A 15,637-nucleotide genomic window follows, 5' to 3' on the forward strand; every position below is an offset into this window, starting at 1 on the left:
AAGTCGATCACTGAGATGTCTAGTTAGGCGGACCGTTTTAGAAGTTGTCCCCTCGGAGAATCATCACTTGGAAGAGTCCACAATTCAGATTCAGGAATTTTACGAATTAGAGTTCCCAAATTATCTCGAACCATCACAAAATTCTCCCCACCAATATCTTCAAGTTCCACCGTCCACCGGTGTTCTTTGAATGCGGGAAGCTTGCGGAGATGTTCCATCGAGGCTTCCAATTGTTCTGGGGTCATCGGCGGCTTCTGATCTTGTTGCTGTTGATACGCTTCTTGACCGTTACCGTCTCTGTCGTGTGCTGAATCGGATTGAATCGCCCGGCCTGTTCGGTCTATCGACTTTACATCGCTCGGTTGAATGTTCGGAATCAATCCTTTGATATTCATGAGTAACTTATCGGTATTTCTGGATCAAACTTAAACAGCTGGACTTAAGTATTTAAGTCCCCTCTTTAAGTACCCCAGGAAAAACTTTTTAATTTTTTTCCTGGGTAGGTTGGTACCGGGAGAGCACGGAGGCGCTCTCCCAGGCAAACTTTATTTATTAACCAATAAGTTTCATCGCTACGCCGGCCATTTGATTCGCTTGAGAAAGAACGCTTGTGTTAGCTTGTAACAACACTTGGTTCTTCGCTTGGTCAGCAGTTACTGAAGCGATATCTGTATCACGGATACGAGAGTTCGCTGCAGAGATGTTCTCATGTTGGACACCCAAGTTGTCGACTGTAGAAGTCAGACGATTTTGAAGGGCACCAAGATTTGCGCGATAACCATTCACTTTAGTTTGAGCAGCGTCGATTTTCTCTAGAGCTTCTTGAGCACCAGTTTTAGAAGAGAAATCGAAACCATCGATACCTAGTGAAGCTGTCGTTGCGTCTGTTTCACCTGCATTGAAGGAGATACGGTCCGCAAAGTCATCATTACCGATACCTACTTGGAAGTCATACTTGTCGCCAGAACCATCAAGTAGTTTTGTAGTACCAAATTTAGTAGATTGAGTGATACGTTGAGACTCAGCTTTCAATTGTTGAACCTCTTTATCAAGGAAGCCACGCTCAGTATCACCGATAGTATCTGAAGAAGCTTGGATACCCAACTCACGCATACGAGTTAAGATATTTGAAACTTCGGACAAACCACCCTCAGCAGTTTGAACCATTGAGATACCGTCATTCGCATTTCGTTGTGCTTGGCTGTAAGATCTGATTTGCGACTTCATACCTTCAGAGATTGCCAAGCCGGCAGCATCGTCTGCAGCTTTGTTGATGCGCGATCCAGAAGCCAATTGCTCCATAGATTTACCGATAACGCGTTGAGAACCTTGTAGAGTTCTTTGTGCATTTACCGCTGCGATATTAGTTGAAATTCTCATTCCCATTTGGGACCCCCATAAATTTTTGGCCGCCTTATACCTACTTAGGCTGACCGGTTTAACACGTCGGGACTCTACGTTGGTCTTGGCACTCTGCAATCGAGTATTCGTCAGGCAGTCACACCCTTCGAAGCTCTCAAGTACTTTCGACTTCGGTATCGTCGTTGCTTCTGACATACCTTTCGGCGAGGTCTGGAAAGGCTTTAGTCGCGTCCTGCAAAACTAGACCATCATCCAGCCGCAACTAGACCTTCGTATTGAAAACCAGCCCTTCCTCGCGTTTTTTTCAATACGAAGGTCCAGCAAAAATCTAGATCGCACATTAGTCCAACAGACCTTGGGGCCGGAAAATGATCCCAAGATTTAAGATATAGAAGCCTGAAGCACTTCAAGACGTATGGTCTGCACTATGAAAAGACAAAAAATCAAACTCCCGACAAAAGCACCATCGTTCTCACTCTTTCCGAGAGGAGAAAACCCACGAATTCAGACGACACGCCACATGCCACACGCGCACGGCGCTCTGCCTTCTGAGTTCAACGCCGCATTTTTGTTCCGGGAAAGATAGCGGCGTGCGGCGCCCCCGTGAAAAGGGGTATCGGTCATGCCTAAGGCAGAGCAACTTTCTCATTCGTATCGAGTGCTTGTTCTGGCTCGACTCCGCCAATCGGATCACCAATCCAATCACGCCCCATAAATTCGTCTTCCCGCTGGGACGGCAATTGCATTTCAGGGAACTAAACCTTCGGGGGAAGGGGGTATCGGTCATCGATCCCTGTGAAAGGATGCATGCAACAACAATCATTTCTATCTTTAAAAACAAATTGGAAACATCGCTACTGCCACGGAGGTAGCCTGAGGAAATCTGCTAAAGGCAGATCCGCGCGTCCCTTATCAACAAAGGATCCGATTCACTTAGTATTAAAGATAAATAAATCAAAGCTGAAAGGCGGCCTTCGAAATCCCTATGCATTCCGTCTGATGAATATAGTTATCAAAAGATACGCGTTGAAGTTCTTTGTGAAGGTAGAACAGCACTCAATCCAAAATGACCACGTACATCTATTAATTCGCGGAACTCGCAGATCAAAAATCCAAAGTTTCTTAAGAGTGGTCCCAGGTCAATTCGCCCAAAACCTGACCGATACCCTCAAGAACAAAGAAGCAAAAGAAAAAATCTGGAAATACCGTCCGTTCACCCGAGTCATCAAAGGCTTCAAACCCTATCAAATAGTAAGAGACTACATCCAGTTGAACGAATGCGAAGCAAACGGCCGACCCTATTTAAAGACACGTCTGAGAGGATTAAGTCAGGAACAACTCCGAGAACTCTGGGAGTATTGAAATCAATCACCGCCGCCCAATGACCGATACCCCTTTTTTGGGAAGGACCACGCGGAATAAATAATCAAATAATTAGATAGATCGGATTGAGAGAAAGTGAGTGAGTGAGGGGAACGGCGCAAGCCAACAACACATGACCGATACCCTCTCGCGATGGGACTTTGAGAAAAGGAAGTGAGCAGAGGCGAATCAAAAGGGCCCGAGTGCAAGGCGGAGGTGGCGAGCTGCCACGTAGGCGTACTCTAAGTACGCCGGAGAGCAAGCTCGGCGCCGACAACGCAGCAATCGGGTACTTTTCATTCGCCCGTCGTGTTTAGCAAAAGACGAAACGAAAAATCCCACAAGGACCCCGTCGAGGGCCCTTGTGGGTGGGCTGTAATGAAGTAGTTTTTGTGGGCGACTACTCCAGAGGGAGATTTATCCCGGAGTCCCCCTCGCAACTTGAAGGAACAAAATTAATCTAAAACGAGGTTCTACTTACCTATTAGCCAACTAGTTTCATCGCAACGTTTGGCAACTGGTTGGCTTGCGCCAGAACCGATACCGCCGTATTTTGCAGAATGTTGGCAGAAGCCATTTCTGAAGTCTCCTTAGCGATATCTGTGTCACGGATACGAGAGTTCGCAGCAGACAAATTCTCGTAAGAAATGTCTAAGTTACTCACTGTGGATTCCAGTCGTGATTGGGTCGCACCGAAGCCGGCGCGCATTTCACTGACTTTTACGAGCGCTTTATCGATACTTTCTAACGAAGAGCGCGCTCCACCTTTATCTTCCATATCAATACCATCGATACCGAGATTACCCGCGGAGGCATCCGCATCGAAGGTTACTTTAATCATATTATCATCACCGGCATTTTGACCGACTTGGAACTCTAGCTCACCGCCAGATCCATCGAGAAGTTTTCGATTACCAAACGTTGTCGTTTTGGCAATACGATCGGCCTCTTGCAGCAGTTGTTGGGTCTCTTTGTTTAGGAATCCGCGTTCTGTTTCACCGATAGTATCTGATGAAGCTTGTACACCAAGCTCGCGAAGACGGATTAGGATATTGGAGATCTCATTCAGACCACCCTCACCCACTTGCGCAAAGGAAATGGCGTTGTTCGCGTTGTTTCTCGCGGCAGCAATACCTTTTAATTGTCCTTTGAAGTTTTCTGAGATCGCCAGACCAGCGGCGTCGTCAGCAGCATTTACGATACGGGAACCTGAAGCAAGAGCCTGAGCGGCGTGCTCAGTTCTTTTTTGTTGCGTGGACAATACACGCTGAGCAGCGATAGACGCTGTATTTGTCGCAATTCTTAAGCCCATTACATTCCTCCTCGGGATATGTTTGGATCTTAGGACGCTGTTTTGTTTTGGATAAAAAGATTGCACTGTGGTCGCACCACTTACCTGCAGAACACCTTTGAACCCGACAACGTACTATGATCGATTTTTTGTTTCGTTCAAAAAACTCTTAAATTTTTAAATACAAATATTTTGGTTGGAGCAGGTCTCCCGCAGCATGGGTGACTGACCATGTTTGCAGGAGACTTTGTCCGGGAGATCTTTTTTGAGGAGAGGTCCGCGGAAGCCCTAACGTGTTACGAATAACTTATCGACAAAGGTCTAGGAAACTTTAGACCTAGGTCTAGGAATTTTTGCGGGAACAGGCAAAGTGCCTGATTTTATTGATTATTGAGTAATAACTTTTTTTCGACAAAGGTCCAGGAAGCACTAGACCTAGGTAGGTAAAGCTGAACAATTTCAACGCTTATGTTACAGAAAATGAGGGGATTTTATTTACTCGTGTTCAGCATCAGAAGGCGGAGAGGTGATAGATAAGTTCGAAATTCTTTCGAGCGCACGAATGACAATCACGTTCTTTAAACCCGGATAACCACGTCTTTCTCGAGTGAGCTGCGCCTCTTCCTCTGTCGCCATTCTGTAATCGAAACGTGCATAAGGGTCGCCAAATCCTAAACGAGCAATGATGTTGTCCTTGGACGCATGATTATAAAAGCCCGTGAAGAAATCGAATCGCCCTTGTCCTAAAATGCGGGCTCCCCGATCACGAATAATTACGAAACCATCGTGTGTACTTCCATCTGGCATAGGAGCTCCGACTAAGCGAGGAACAAATACAACCTCACCTGCCTTATAGATCGAAAGATCTGCCGCCACCGTGTAGTACGGATCTAAACAAGCAGAATTTACTCCATATCCAAAAGGGCATTTGCGTAAGTCCACCTCGACAAATCGAGGAATGTCTTTGATGCGAGAATGATAATTGAAAGAGCGAACACTGCCTGCTTTATCAACAAAACAGGAACCTTCGATCAGACAACGGTCAAAATCCTTAGTACAAATCGAGGTAAGGATTTTCCCGTCTGGAGTGAGCATGTCCTTCATCTCTTCTTGAGTACATTTAGCCGAATCGAAATGGACGGTGGGCTTGTAGTAAATCGACGGAGATAGCAGCTCAGCATCACCCTCCATGACCTTCGTTTGGGCACAGGATACTAGATGAAGCATGAAAATCGCCACTGCAGCCGCGTGTGAAACAAAATTCAGTTTAATTTTCATCATACCTCCCAAGCTCATCGTTACTTATTCATAACCATTCCCCATTAAAATTTCACTCCCGCAGACAAAAGACAAATTACAAGGCACGAACAATTTGTCTGCACTCTGAAAGTGACATGCTTCAGCACGGTTACAAATGCACAACAACCATAGAAAAACGACCTGTTTTCAGAGAGAGAAACAAGTACTCGTTGATTGAATTGGATTCACTCTGTACTACTAAATTGAAGGCAACAAAAATGACATTACGTTTGAGAATTTTCCTATTCAATTTAGTCTCGGTATTCCTGGCTACCTTTGTTGTTGCCTTGATCGGTCTTAAAATCGTGGAATCGACGATTGTTGATAGTACTTATGAGCGCCTGACTCAAATCCGTATTGCCAAAACGACAGCTATCGAAAACTATTTCCGCGATTTACAGATGGCGATTAATTTAATTTCCTCGCATGAGTTAACTGACAACTTGCTGACTTCATCCAGCGCAGAGTCCTTCCCTGAGTTCCGCCGTTTGCTAGATAACTATGTGTTAGATTTCAATATCTATGACATGGCATTGATAAATCCTGAGGGCCGAGTTCTCTACACGACCCGTAAAGATTTCGACGACGGCATTTCTGTTTTTGATGAGACTCCAGGAACCGCGAAATTGAAAGCCCTTTTCAATTGGGCCCAAAAGGCTCAAGAGGGTTCCACTCTGTTCCTGGATTTTGAAAAAGACCCCGTTAGCGTAAAATTCACGACAGGGTATGTGGCGTCCCCGATCATTCGTTCAGGAAAATTCCTGGGCGCAGTGGTGATTAAAATTTCGATCTCCGAAATTGATCGTATCACCAGTGATAACTTTGCTTGGGCCACGCACGGGATGGGCCAAACGGGTGAAACCTTGATTTACGGCGAGGACTGGAGCTTACGTAATACAGGTCGTTTCCGCACGGAAGATACCGAAGGTACGACGACGGCCCAAAACACCCCAACAAGCAACCGCGGTGACGAAGACATTAAGAAAATCGAAAACCTCAGCGAGGTTCGCGAGCTTGGAACCGATTATAGAACTCAAAAAGTCATTCGCTCCATTGGGAAAATCTATTTGCCGAATGGCGAGCTTTGGTACATTCAGACTAAGATCGACGAAAGCGAAGCGTTTGCAGTCCTAGATCGCATCGCTATTGCCTCTAGTGCGGCGGCGGTCCTAATCTTTATCCTGTTCTTTTTTGCGACATTTGCAGCAACCGGAAAAGTCGTCGAACCGATTCAGCTATTGACCGATCGCTTAGAAAAGCTAGGAACCAGCAACCTGACTCAAAAAATAAACTATCAATCTCGGGATGAAATCGGGATGCTAGTGACCAAATACAACCAGCTTGCGGATCGTTTGGAAACCACAACAGTATCCAAGGAATTCCTTGATAGCGTTATTCAATCGATCAAGGCCTTCCTCTTTATCGTGAAGGTTATCCATCACGATGACTGGCGCCAATCTTCGTATATGATTTCACAGGCGAATGAATACGCTTTGAAGTTGTTGGGGCTTTCTCCGAATCAAGTTTCTCAAGTCGATTTAAAAAACCTGATCCACGCGCAACCCGAATTTAAAAACTATACGTGGCTTTTACAAACTCGTCACAGTATCCAGGCCGAGATCACCAATGTTGACGGTCACCGCATCCCGATTCTTATGAACTGGGCGGCGTTGCCAAATCGTACCTCCAAAGATTTAACATTCGTATTCGTTGGAACAGATATCACAGATCGTATCCAAAGCGAGCAGGCCTTGATCCAAGCCCGAGAGCAAGCGGTCAAAGCATCTCAAGCAAAATCAGAGTTCTTGGCACGTATGTCTCATGAAATCCGCACGCCTCTGAATGCGATCATCGGTATTACGGATATCTTGTCAGAGTCCGATCTAAAACCCGAGCAATCTCAGCTGGTTCAGGTTTGTGCGAATGCGGGCGAAAATTTGCTTTCATTGATCAATGATATTCTGGATATTTCAAAGATCGAGGCCCGCGAAGTTCGTATCGAAAAAATTGCCTTCGATCTGATTTCTACGACCAAGAACATTTGCGACATCTTGAAACAAAAAGCATCCGAACGGAATTTAGACTTCAAGCTGTCCGTGAATTTACAAGGAGAGCGCCCTCATATCATTGGGGACCCGACTCGTTTACGCCAAATTCTATTTAACCTTATCGGTAATGCCATCAAGTTCACGCAATCTGGCGAGATTGCGGTGAACGTTGATTTCGAAGATGATTCTAAGAAAAGCGTTCGCTTCCAAATCCGCGATACAGGAACTGGGATCCCACAAGATAAGCAGCACTTGTTATTCCAAAACTTTGTACAGGCTGACAGCTCGATCACTCGTAAATTCGGTGGTAGCGGTTTAGGTCTGACGATCTCTAAGAACTTAGTAGAGCTTATGGGCGGTCGCATATGGTTCGACAGCCGCGAAGGCAAGGGCAGTACTTTCTCGTTCACAATTCCTTACGTACCAACGGATTCAGTGATTGAAATACCTCGTCCATTTGAAAAAAGTGAAGTTCCGCAAATCACTCAAAATGTAAACCGCAATGGTCGCATCTTGATCGTTGACGACACAGAAGATAACCGTTTCCTGTTACTAACGTATTTAAAGAAATATCCATTCGATATTGTTCAAGCTGAGAACGGAGAAGTTGCCGTCGATAAAGCCACAAACGAAAGCTTTGATTTGATTTTGATGGACATACAGATGCCTGTCATGGACGGCTATGTGGCGACACGTAAGATCCGCGAATGGGAAAAGAATCAAAAGCACAAGCCCACACCGATCATCGCTGTCAGTGCCAACGCGATGACAGAGGATATTCAAAAATCACTGGATGCGGGTTGCACAGAGCACTTAACTAAGCCCGTTAAAAAGACCGCGCTGCTTGAGATGGTTCAGCGCTATACAATCTAATAAAAATTTAACTTTCTGAAATGATCGACCCATTGCGGATATAGAAGACTTTATTCGCAAGAACTTCGATGTCTTTGGGATCGTGTGTGACCAACAGGGTTGGAATTTTTTCGGCTTCGATCACTGATTTTACCAAACGACGACTATCCTCGCGCAGCTCTTGATCCAACGCCGAGAATGGCTCATCCAATAGCAATAAACGAGGCTCCCCGATTATTGCCCGAGCGATCGCTACACGTTGTTTTTCCCCGCCCGAAATGATCGAAGCTGATCTTTCCAGGAAAGATTCCATTTTCAAACTCTGTGTCAGGTCTTTTAAACGGGTGCGAACTTTTTCTTCTGAAATGCCGCGCGCACGGGCTGCAAATAGAATGTTCTCTTTAGCCGTCATGTGCGGGAAAAGATCTAAAGTTTGAAACACAACTCCTAGGCGTCGATCGGGAGTTTTCAATTTTGCTAAATCCTGGTTATCGAAAGTCCATTTCATTCCAGGACAGTCTTCTAACCCCAATAGCATTCTAAATACGGTGGTTTTTCCAGAACCCGAGGGGCCCGACAAAACAGTTACTCCCTGATCAAGGATTTCCCAGCGAGGAATGTCTATTTTGAAGTCTCCATAATCACGACGTAAGTTTTCGACGAAGGACACGGCTTCCCCCCACACATAAAGAAAAACAAATAATACCAGCAACAACGATCAACAGACTTAACACTGTGGCTTGGTTTAGGCGATAACTCGACATCAAAGTTTCAGTCATCATCGCAATGCTTAAATCACGATGAGCCAGAATACGTGAAACTGCAAAATCACCACATGCCCATACGGCACCGATGCCAGCAAGCACTCCTGCCCGAGCGGAAATCTGCGGGAACATAACCTCTTTAAAAATCTGATTTGGCGAAGCACCCATGGCATAGGCCACATTTAACTGGGATTGCAAAGAGCGAAGTTCGCTATCCCATCCCATGCGAAACAAACCGTTTAAGCTTAATAACACCAATGCCACCGGAATTTTGATAAAGGGATAAAAGCTTTCATTGGGAGTCAGGATCAAAAGACAGAAACAAGCCAATGAGGTACTGGGTGCCACGTAACCGTTCAAAAATTTTTCAAACCAAGGTTTTGGCCAGCAGTAGGCAATTAACATCAACCCCGCGTAACACAAAACACCTACCGTCATGCCAATGACGATACTACCTAAAAAACTCCAAATAAGAGCAGACTGATATTCATACAGCGTCGACATCATGCCAAATCCAGCGATCAAACCTTGAACATATCCTGTTAGATACATCAAGGAAATCGCAATTATAATAGCGATGCCCGACTTCATACGAAGCAGACTTAAATTTGCATAACGAGTGGCAAGACTGCCTTTTCCTTGGGTTACGATCAGGGAAAGACTAAAAATAAAGATCGACTGGATCGCTGCCAAAAAAACTGCGCTCCCCCAATCACTGCTTAAACGAATTTTCTCATAAATCAGAACTTCGATCGTTGTTCCTTTTCCGCCGCCCACTATTAAAGGAACAGAGAAGCTACCAAAACACACCACAAAGATGAAAAGGCCTAATAGCCACAGATCTTTTTTCAGCATGGGAAGCAAACCGCGTGTAATAAATTGGAAGCGGCTGGCACCTTCAACGTAGGAAAGCTCGGCGACTCCGCCAACTTTGTTCTCAATAACAGCGGTAAATAGGACTGCGACCAAACCAAAGTTCATGACCGTATGAACCAAGGCAATTCCTATTATACCCATGGGAAATGGATCAACCACATTTAATACGGATAGCAGGATGAAAAGTGGCGGCAAGAAATTCGGAACCAGACACAGAACTTCCAAGACCAAACGCAAACGATTTTTCCCTGACGAAAAATTCAAAATACCAAAGGTAGCCCAAACACCTAGGAGCAGCGAGCATACAGATGACAGTAGAGCTTGAAAGACTGTGTTTTTAAAAGCCCAAACAAGCTCTGCCAATTCTGGAACTTGCTGAGGACTGAATTGCGTCAGCAAGAACAGAAAGGGAAATAGCAGAAACAAAACCAGAGCTATGCGGAGAATTTTGCGCAAACTCAATTGAGAGCGCCTCGACGTACTTCGGTCCAACGCTTCAACAAGCGATCCACTTCAGACGTAGATAAGATTTCGAACTTAGGTAAAGATTTGTATTCTGGAACTGCCGCGAATGGAGTGCCCTCTCGAACACCTTTCATCACTGGCATCATATAGTTTTTTTCCATAATAAACTTTTGACCTTGAGTCGAAAGCATCAGATTTACGAATTTTTCAGCCAACTCGCAGTGACGACAGAATTCTGGAATACCAACAAATTCAAACTGTACTGGCAGTGGTTCCTCAAAAACGAGGGCTTGGTAGTCTTTCTTTTTTTCTTCAATTTCATGATACAAAGGTGACGTCACATAGGAATAGGCAAGTTTCGTTTGCTTACTGGTGAACAATCCATATGCCGCTGACCATGTGGGAGAAAAGCTGTGAACTTGGGGCATTAATTTTTGCAAGAATTCGAAAGCTTCGTCTTCGCCTTTGGACTTTACTAACCAGTATAAGAACTGCATGCCCGGTGAACTGGTGCGCGGATCTTCCAAGGATATTTTTTTCGTTAATTCAGGATCTAAAAGATCGTCGATCTTAGAGGGGTTTTTCTTAAGTTCCCCCGAACGCATCACAAAGGTCAATGCACCCCAGTCATAGGGAACAAAAAAGTTGTTCGCCAAAGCAGGCTTTACCACTTCGTAAACATTCAAATCACCCAAGCTCATCTTGCGCCATTGCTGTTCAGAAGTTGCTTTGGAAATGTCGAATTGATCAAGGCCCACAACAAGGTCTGCACCTAAGCTTTCGCCCTCGATTTTCAAACGTTGAAGTAAGATTCCAGAATCGCTGCCTTCGATAAACTCCACTTTACAGTTACAAGTTTTTTCAAACTCAGCTTTTAAAAGTGGTCCTGGGCCATAGCGCCCGGTGAAGGATGAATAACCAAACACACGCAGGGTTGGGACGGAGGCTGTCGTAGAATTAGTTTCGGTGCGGTTTAAGACCGCTAAAAATAGTCCTAAAAAAACAATGGCGATAAAGACGATAAAGTTTTTCATAACGGCTACCACCAAATACCGCGGCGGCGTTTAAAGAAATAATAATCCAGTCCCAAGCAGCGACCAGCGCCCACCCAAGCCAGGATCAAATGAATAGCTAAAAATGTTTTGTAAAAATCTTCGTGTCCTGGGCCGGAAATGAAAAGCATGGTCACGCACAAAAGCATGGCAATGATGGCAATCGGACGAACCACGTAACCAATGATGTAGGAAATCGCAATGGCGAATTCTAACCCGACGATAATAAAGGCCACTGTTTGCCAGTTCGGAATCATTTGCGCACTCGCAAAAATTTTAAACCAATTCGGAGCGTGGCTAGATGGCAACCACTCGGCAATTTGATCTGCGATACGAGGACGAGTTAAAAAATCGCCGCGATATTTTTGCAAAGCTTGTTCTAAATAGTAATAACCCAGGAATATTCTTAAAAAAGAAATGGGCAGAAGATGTCCTACGTATTTAACGCTCTCAAAGAATGAAACAAACATGAGACCATTGTGCCTAGACTCCCCGCTTCGGGCAAGTTGTCTCAAGGAAGCAGTGTTCGCAATTTGGTTTTCTCGCCTTACAGATAGCTCGACCATGAGAAATCAAAAGATGCGATAACAAAATCCAATCTTCTTCTGGCACCACTTTGCACAATATCTTTTCAATTTGGATGGCGTTTTCAGTTTTTACCCATCCCAGGCGATTTGATAAGCGAGTCACGTGTGTATCTACAACGATGCCACTTGGGATATCGAAAGCATTTCCCAGCACCACGTTAGCCGTTTTGCGCCCCACTCCCGCAAGCCCGACCAAAGCCTCAAGATCCTGGGGAATTTCACCGTCATATTTTTCGACCAGATCTTTAGAAGCTGATTTTAAATTCTTAGCTTTGTTTTTGAAAAAGCCCGTCGATCGCACCAGATTTTCCAAAGATTCCAGGGGCGCTTTAGACATCGCCAAAGGCGTAGGATACTTTTTAAATAGCGCAGGGGTGACCATGTTCACCCGCTCGTCAGTGCACTGAGCAGATAAAACGGTTGCCACTAATAATTCGAATGGATTTTTATGATCGAGAGCGCAGTGAGCGTCGGGATAATAGCGCTTTAATAGGGAGATCGTTTGCTCAAGAGGAGCTTTCTTTTTAGTTGTCACCGTCGTTGCCGATAGCTTCAACCGGACAGCCTTCCATTGCCTCTTTCACAAGCTCTTGCTCTTCAGGAGACTCCGGTTGCTTAGAAACGAAGGCGTGACCGTCCTCTTCGTGCATGGCGAAGTTATTTGGCGCCGTCAAAACGCAGGCATCGCAGGCAATACAAGATTGATCCACGAACATCTTACCTGGTTTATTTTCAGACCACTTAGAACTCTTATCAGCCATGAGCTTCTCCTAATACGCCCTTAAATATAGGGTAAAACCCCCTTCTGTCAAACTGACCTTCCGGACTTGTGTCGCATTTTCAGGCCCTTATTTGTTGATTCACTGGGGTCGAGGCCCAAATCCCGGTATTCTAGGAGGGATTGTCAAAAGGAGGGTTCATGGAAGGACCACGTTCGCCTAGGGAAACTGAGCTTCCCCAAGTTTTGGATTTTTTAAATAAAAAACTACGCTCGGAAGCTCCTTGGTCCATCGCCGCTGAGTACCCCACCGCATTTACTTCTAACAACTTGCACAATATGCGCATCATTTCTGATGAAGAACGCGTTCTTTCCCATGCGGTATTGAAACCTCTTATTATTAAGTCCCCACACGTTATCTATAAAGTGGCAGCCATCGGCTCGGTTGTTACTGATGATCAGCATCGCGGTCAGGGTTTAAGCACGACCGTAATCAAAGACTGCCTAAGATCTGCTCAGGAACAATCCTGTGATATCGCGATTTTATGGACGGATCTTTTCGATTTCTATCGCCGTATGGGCTTTGAATTAGCTGGCAGCGAAATCAGCTTCGTCATCGAAGACAATTTCGATATGCCAATTACTAATTTGAGCTACTCCACAGATTCAAAAGTGGCGCCAGATGCAATTTATCGACTGTACTCGCAACACTCCGTGAATTCTGTGCGATCCATCGAAGAAACTCGTAAATTTTTAAGCATCCCTCAAACGCAGATTTACACAGCCTGGGAGCCAAATGGTCAACTTGCTGCCTATGCGATTGAAGGCAAAGGTGTCGATTTAGGTGGTTATATCCACGAATGGGGTGGCTCGACTTCAAAGCTGCTTTCATTATTAAGCTTTATTCGTGCTAAAAAAGGCACCCCATTTACGATCATTTGTCCTAAACACTCTCAAAACTTGATTCGTGAGTTGGAAAACCGCGCAGTTACTAAAAACAGCGGCTTTTTGGGCATGATCAAAATCGTCAAATTTGATCAGTTATCGGCAAAAATCAAACGTGCTTTCCGTGCTGAAGGAGTTGCCGATTTCGTTTTGGAAAAACAAGGTGAGCACTTTGTATTTGGTATCGGTGCCGATCTGTACACAATCAACAGCGAAACGGATATGGTTCGTCTGCTGTTCGGCCCGATCGACTATCGTGCGATTGGAATCTTTAAAGAAGAAACAGTAAAGAAGTTTGAAAAAATCATGCCTCTTCAATTGTGGATTTGGGGTTGGGATTCTATATGAATAAAAATTTACAAAGACTTTTGATTCTGGCAACCGTCGCCGGATCATTGTCTTGCATGAAAACGCCTGAACTTGAAGACAAAGTCACACCGGCCAGCGCTGAAGAAGTTAGCAATGCGCTAGTAGACAGTTGGGGTACTATCAGTCCTCTGACAATGCTTAAAGGTGATTTTATTTATCAGGAGACGGAACAGCAAATCGACACAATGGAATCGCGCGTGGTTTTACAAGAAGGCACGACGATATCAAATATCACCGAGACTGCTGAAAAATATGACTACACGTTCTTGTATCAGACAGCCGTGATCTCTGGGGAAAACTCCTCACAATCGACCCGCGAAGACCATAGAACAGTTACCAAGAACAACGCAAGCTCCGTTCAAACTAGTGCTGCCAAGAAAGTAAAATCGAGCGAAAGCTCCGCTTTGCAAATGGCAAAATCAGTATTAGGTAAAAAAACGAGTGACGTCACCACTATGGGTGACGACTACGAAATGACCTTAGGATTTGAGCGAGTATTGATGTTGGCGAATTCTTGTGTCATGACGGATGATCTTCAAAATTATTGCAAAGAGACCCTGAAACTTGATTCCTGCGAAATCAAATGTGGCAATCTGACGAAAACGACTGAAGTACGCCCTGCTCCCGACCTTATTAAACAGCAATCCAACTGCGGTGGTCTTGCGAATTGCAAAATGAATGTTAAAAAAGTGACATTTGATTGGCAGATTCTAATGAAAACCGGTGGCAACACAGAGAAACAAAAGGTTACTTACACAATCTCTATGACTCCGGATTTGCCATTCTTGCCTCGCGTTTTAGATTATTGCTCACGTGGCCTGGTACAAATTCCAAATTCATCCACAAAAGTTTTAGTCACGGTGTGCAACCGACTTAAAAATTTTCAACGCAACACAAGCCAGAACTAGACGCGCTTGATTGCCATCAGATAAGACCTCCTGTAGAGTGAAATCTCCCGGAGGTTTTTTTATGAAAAAAATCGCAGTAGTCCTTTCTGGTTGCGGTTATCTTGATGGTTCTGAAATCACTGAATCTGTAAGCTTGTTCATTGCTTTGAATCAAGCTGGAGCTGAAGTCAGCTGCTTTGCACCTGATATCGACTTGAATGAAGTCGACCACATCACTAAATCTCCAACTGGTACAACAAGGAATGTTTTAAAAGAATCCGCACGTATTGCACGCAGCGAAGTAAGATCACTTGCTGAGTTGCATGCTAAAGATTTCGATGGTTTGGCTTTTCCGGGTGGCTTTGGTGCCGCTAAAAATCTTTCTAACTGGGCTGAAAAAGGTGCTGCCTGCGAAGTGAACGCGGAAGTTAAGCGCGTGATCTTGGAATTCTTTGAGGCCAGCAAACCGATTGGTGCATGCTGTATCGCTCCTGTTCTGCTTGCCAAAGTTTTGGGTAAGAAAAAAGTGACACTAACAATCGGCGATGATGCCGCTACAGCTGCAGAGATTCAAAAAACAGGAGCGCAACACGAAGAATGCCCTGTTGATGACTATATCACAGATCGCGAAACCAAAGTCGTTACAACTCCAGCTTATATGTACGGAAATGCGAAGCCGAATGAAGTTTTCGCTGGGATCTTCGGTCTAGCTCACGAACTAGTCGAGTGGGCATAATAATAATTCATGGATGGAATTAAA

General features: G+C 44.8%; 15 protein-coding genes. 5 read left to right on the plus strand and 10 right to left on the minus strand.

Going from position 1 to position 15,637, the window contains the following annotated elements; translation table 11 throughout:
• Positions 1-23: 23 nt before the first annotated feature.
• Together B9G69_RS05645 and B9G69_RS05650 are read right to left on the minus strand one after the other, a co-directional pair.
• Positions 24-395, minus strand: coding sequence for a hypothetical protein (locus B9G69_RS05645; protein WP_088615528.1), 372 nt, complete (start codon positions 393-395; stop codon positions 24-26).
• Between the two features lie 157 nt (positions 396-552).
• Positions 553-1,386 carry a flagellin gene (locus tag B9G69_RS05650; RefSeq protein ID WP_088615529.1) on the minus strand — a complete coding sequence of 278 codons (834 nt, stop codon included), beginning with the start codon at positions 1,384-1,386 and terminating at the stop codon, positions 553-555.
• A gap of 975 nt (positions 1,387-2,361) precedes the next feature.
• Between B9G69_RS05650 and B9G69_RS05655 the strand changes: the two genes are divergently transcribed.
• Positions 2,362-2,724, plus strand: coding sequence for a transposase (locus B9G69_RS05655; RefSeq protein WP_217897694.1), 363 nt, complete (start codon positions 2,362-2,364; stop codon positions 2,722-2,724).
• 484 nt (positions 2,725-3,208) lie between these two features.
• Here B9G69_RS05655 and B9G69_RS05660 read toward each other — a convergent pair whose 3' ends face one another.
• Together B9G69_RS05660 and B9G69_RS05665 are read right to left on the minus strand one after the other, a co-directional pair.
• Positions 3,209-4,036 (minus strand): flagellin, encoded by an 828-nt coding sequence (locus B9G69_RS05660; protein WP_088615531.1) that lies wholly within the window; start codon positions 4,034-4,036, stop codon positions 3,209-3,211.
• A gap of 474 nt (positions 4,037-4,510) precedes the next feature.
• Positions 4,511-5,296: a 3D domain-containing protein gene (locus B9G69_RS05665; protein WP_254916871.1), complete on the minus strand. Its 786-nt coding sequence runs from the start codon at positions 5,294-5,296 to the stop codon at positions 4,511-4,513.
• Between the two features lie 236 nt (positions 5,297-5,532).
• Here B9G69_RS05665 and B9G69_RS05670 point away from each other — a divergent pair, with 236 nt between their 5' ends.
• Positions 5,533-8,235, plus strand: a complete 2,703-nt coding sequence (locus B9G69_RS05670) for an ATP-binding protein (RefSeq protein ID WP_088615532.1) — start codon at positions 5,533-5,535, stop codon at positions 8,233-8,235.
• A gap of 7 nt (positions 8,236-8,242) precedes the next feature.
• On the opposite strand, the gene B9G69_RS05675 is transcribed toward B9G69_RS05670, so the two are convergent.
• The 6 genes from B9G69_RS05675 to B9G69_RS05700 are packed head-to-tail and all read right to left on the minus strand — an operon-like array spanning position 8,243 to position 12,719.
• The gene (locus B9G69_RS05675) at positions 8,243-8,884 is read right to left on the minus strand and encodes an ATP-binding cassette domain-containing protein (RefSeq protein ID WP_088615533.1); all 642 of its coding nucleotides are present in this window, start codon (positions 8,882-8,884) and stop codon (positions 8,243-8,245) included.
• Positions 8,856-10,280, minus strand: coding sequence for an ABC transporter permease subunit (locus B9G69_RS05680; protein ID WP_254916872.1), 1,425 nt, complete (start codon positions 10,278-10,280; stop codon positions 8,856-8,858). Before B9G69_RS05680 ends, B9G69_RS05675 begins: the two co-directional genes overlap by 29 nt.
• Before the next feature lie 32 nt (positions 10,281-10,312).
• Positions 10,313-11,353 (minus strand): thiamine ABC transporter substrate-binding protein, encoded by a 1,041-nt coding sequence (locus B9G69_RS05685; RefSeq protein WP_088615535.1) that lies wholly within the window; start codon positions 11,351-11,353, stop codon positions 10,313-10,315.
• Positions 11,354-11,358: 5 nt separating this feature from the next.
• Positions 11,359-11,841 carry a DoxX family membrane protein gene (locus B9G69_RS05690; RefSeq protein ID WP_088615536.1) on the minus strand — a complete coding sequence of 161 codons (483 nt, stop codon included), beginning with the start codon at positions 11,839-11,841 and terminating at the stop codon, positions 11,359-11,361.
• A 13-nt stretch (positions 11,842-11,854) separates the two neighbouring features.
• The gene (gene nth / locus B9G69_RS05695; protein ID WP_254916873.1) at positions 11,855-12,514 is read right to left on the minus strand and encodes an endonuclease III; all 660 of its coding nucleotides are present in this window, start codon (positions 12,512-12,514) and stop codon (positions 11,855-11,857) included.
• Positions 12,483-12,719, minus strand: a complete 237-nt coding sequence (locus B9G69_RS05700) for a ferredoxin (protein WP_088615538.1) — start codon at positions 12,717-12,719, stop codon at positions 12,483-12,485. The genes nth and B9G69_RS05700 overlap by 32 nt, the downstream gene beginning before the upstream one ends.
• A 158-nt stretch (positions 12,720-12,877) precedes the next feature.
• Here B9G69_RS05700 and B9G69_RS05705 point away from each other — a divergent pair, with 158 nt between their 5' ends.
• From B9G69_RS05705 to elbB, 3 genes are all read left to right on the plus strand, one after another.
• Positions 12,878-13,969: a GNAT family N-acetyltransferase gene (locus tag B9G69_RS05705; protein WP_088615539.1), complete on the plus strand. Its 1,092-nt coding sequence runs from the start codon at positions 12,878-12,880 to the stop codon at positions 13,967-13,969.
• On the plus strand, positions 13,966-14,898 hold the full coding sequence (locus tag B9G69_RS05710) for a hypothetical protein (RefSeq protein ID WP_265437999.1): 933 nt from the start codon (positions 13,966-13,968) through the stop codon (positions 14,896-14,898). The genes B9G69_RS05705 and B9G69_RS05710 overlap by 4 nt, the downstream gene beginning before the upstream one ends.
• 61 nt (positions 14,899-14,959) lie before the next feature.
• Complete coding sequence (gene elbB / locus B9G69_RS05715; RefSeq protein ID WP_088615541.1) at positions 14,960-15,613, plus strand: isoprenoid biosynthesis glyoxalase ElbB; 654 nt, start codon at positions 14,960-14,962, stop codon at positions 15,611-15,613.
• Positions 15,614-15,637 lie beyond the last annotated feature (24 nt).

The sequence above is a fragment of the Bdellovibrio sp. SKB1291214 genome (assembly GCF_002209355.2).
Lineage (GTDB): Bacteria > Bdellovibrionota > Bdellovibrionia > Bdellovibrionales > Bdellovibrionaceae > Bdellovibrio.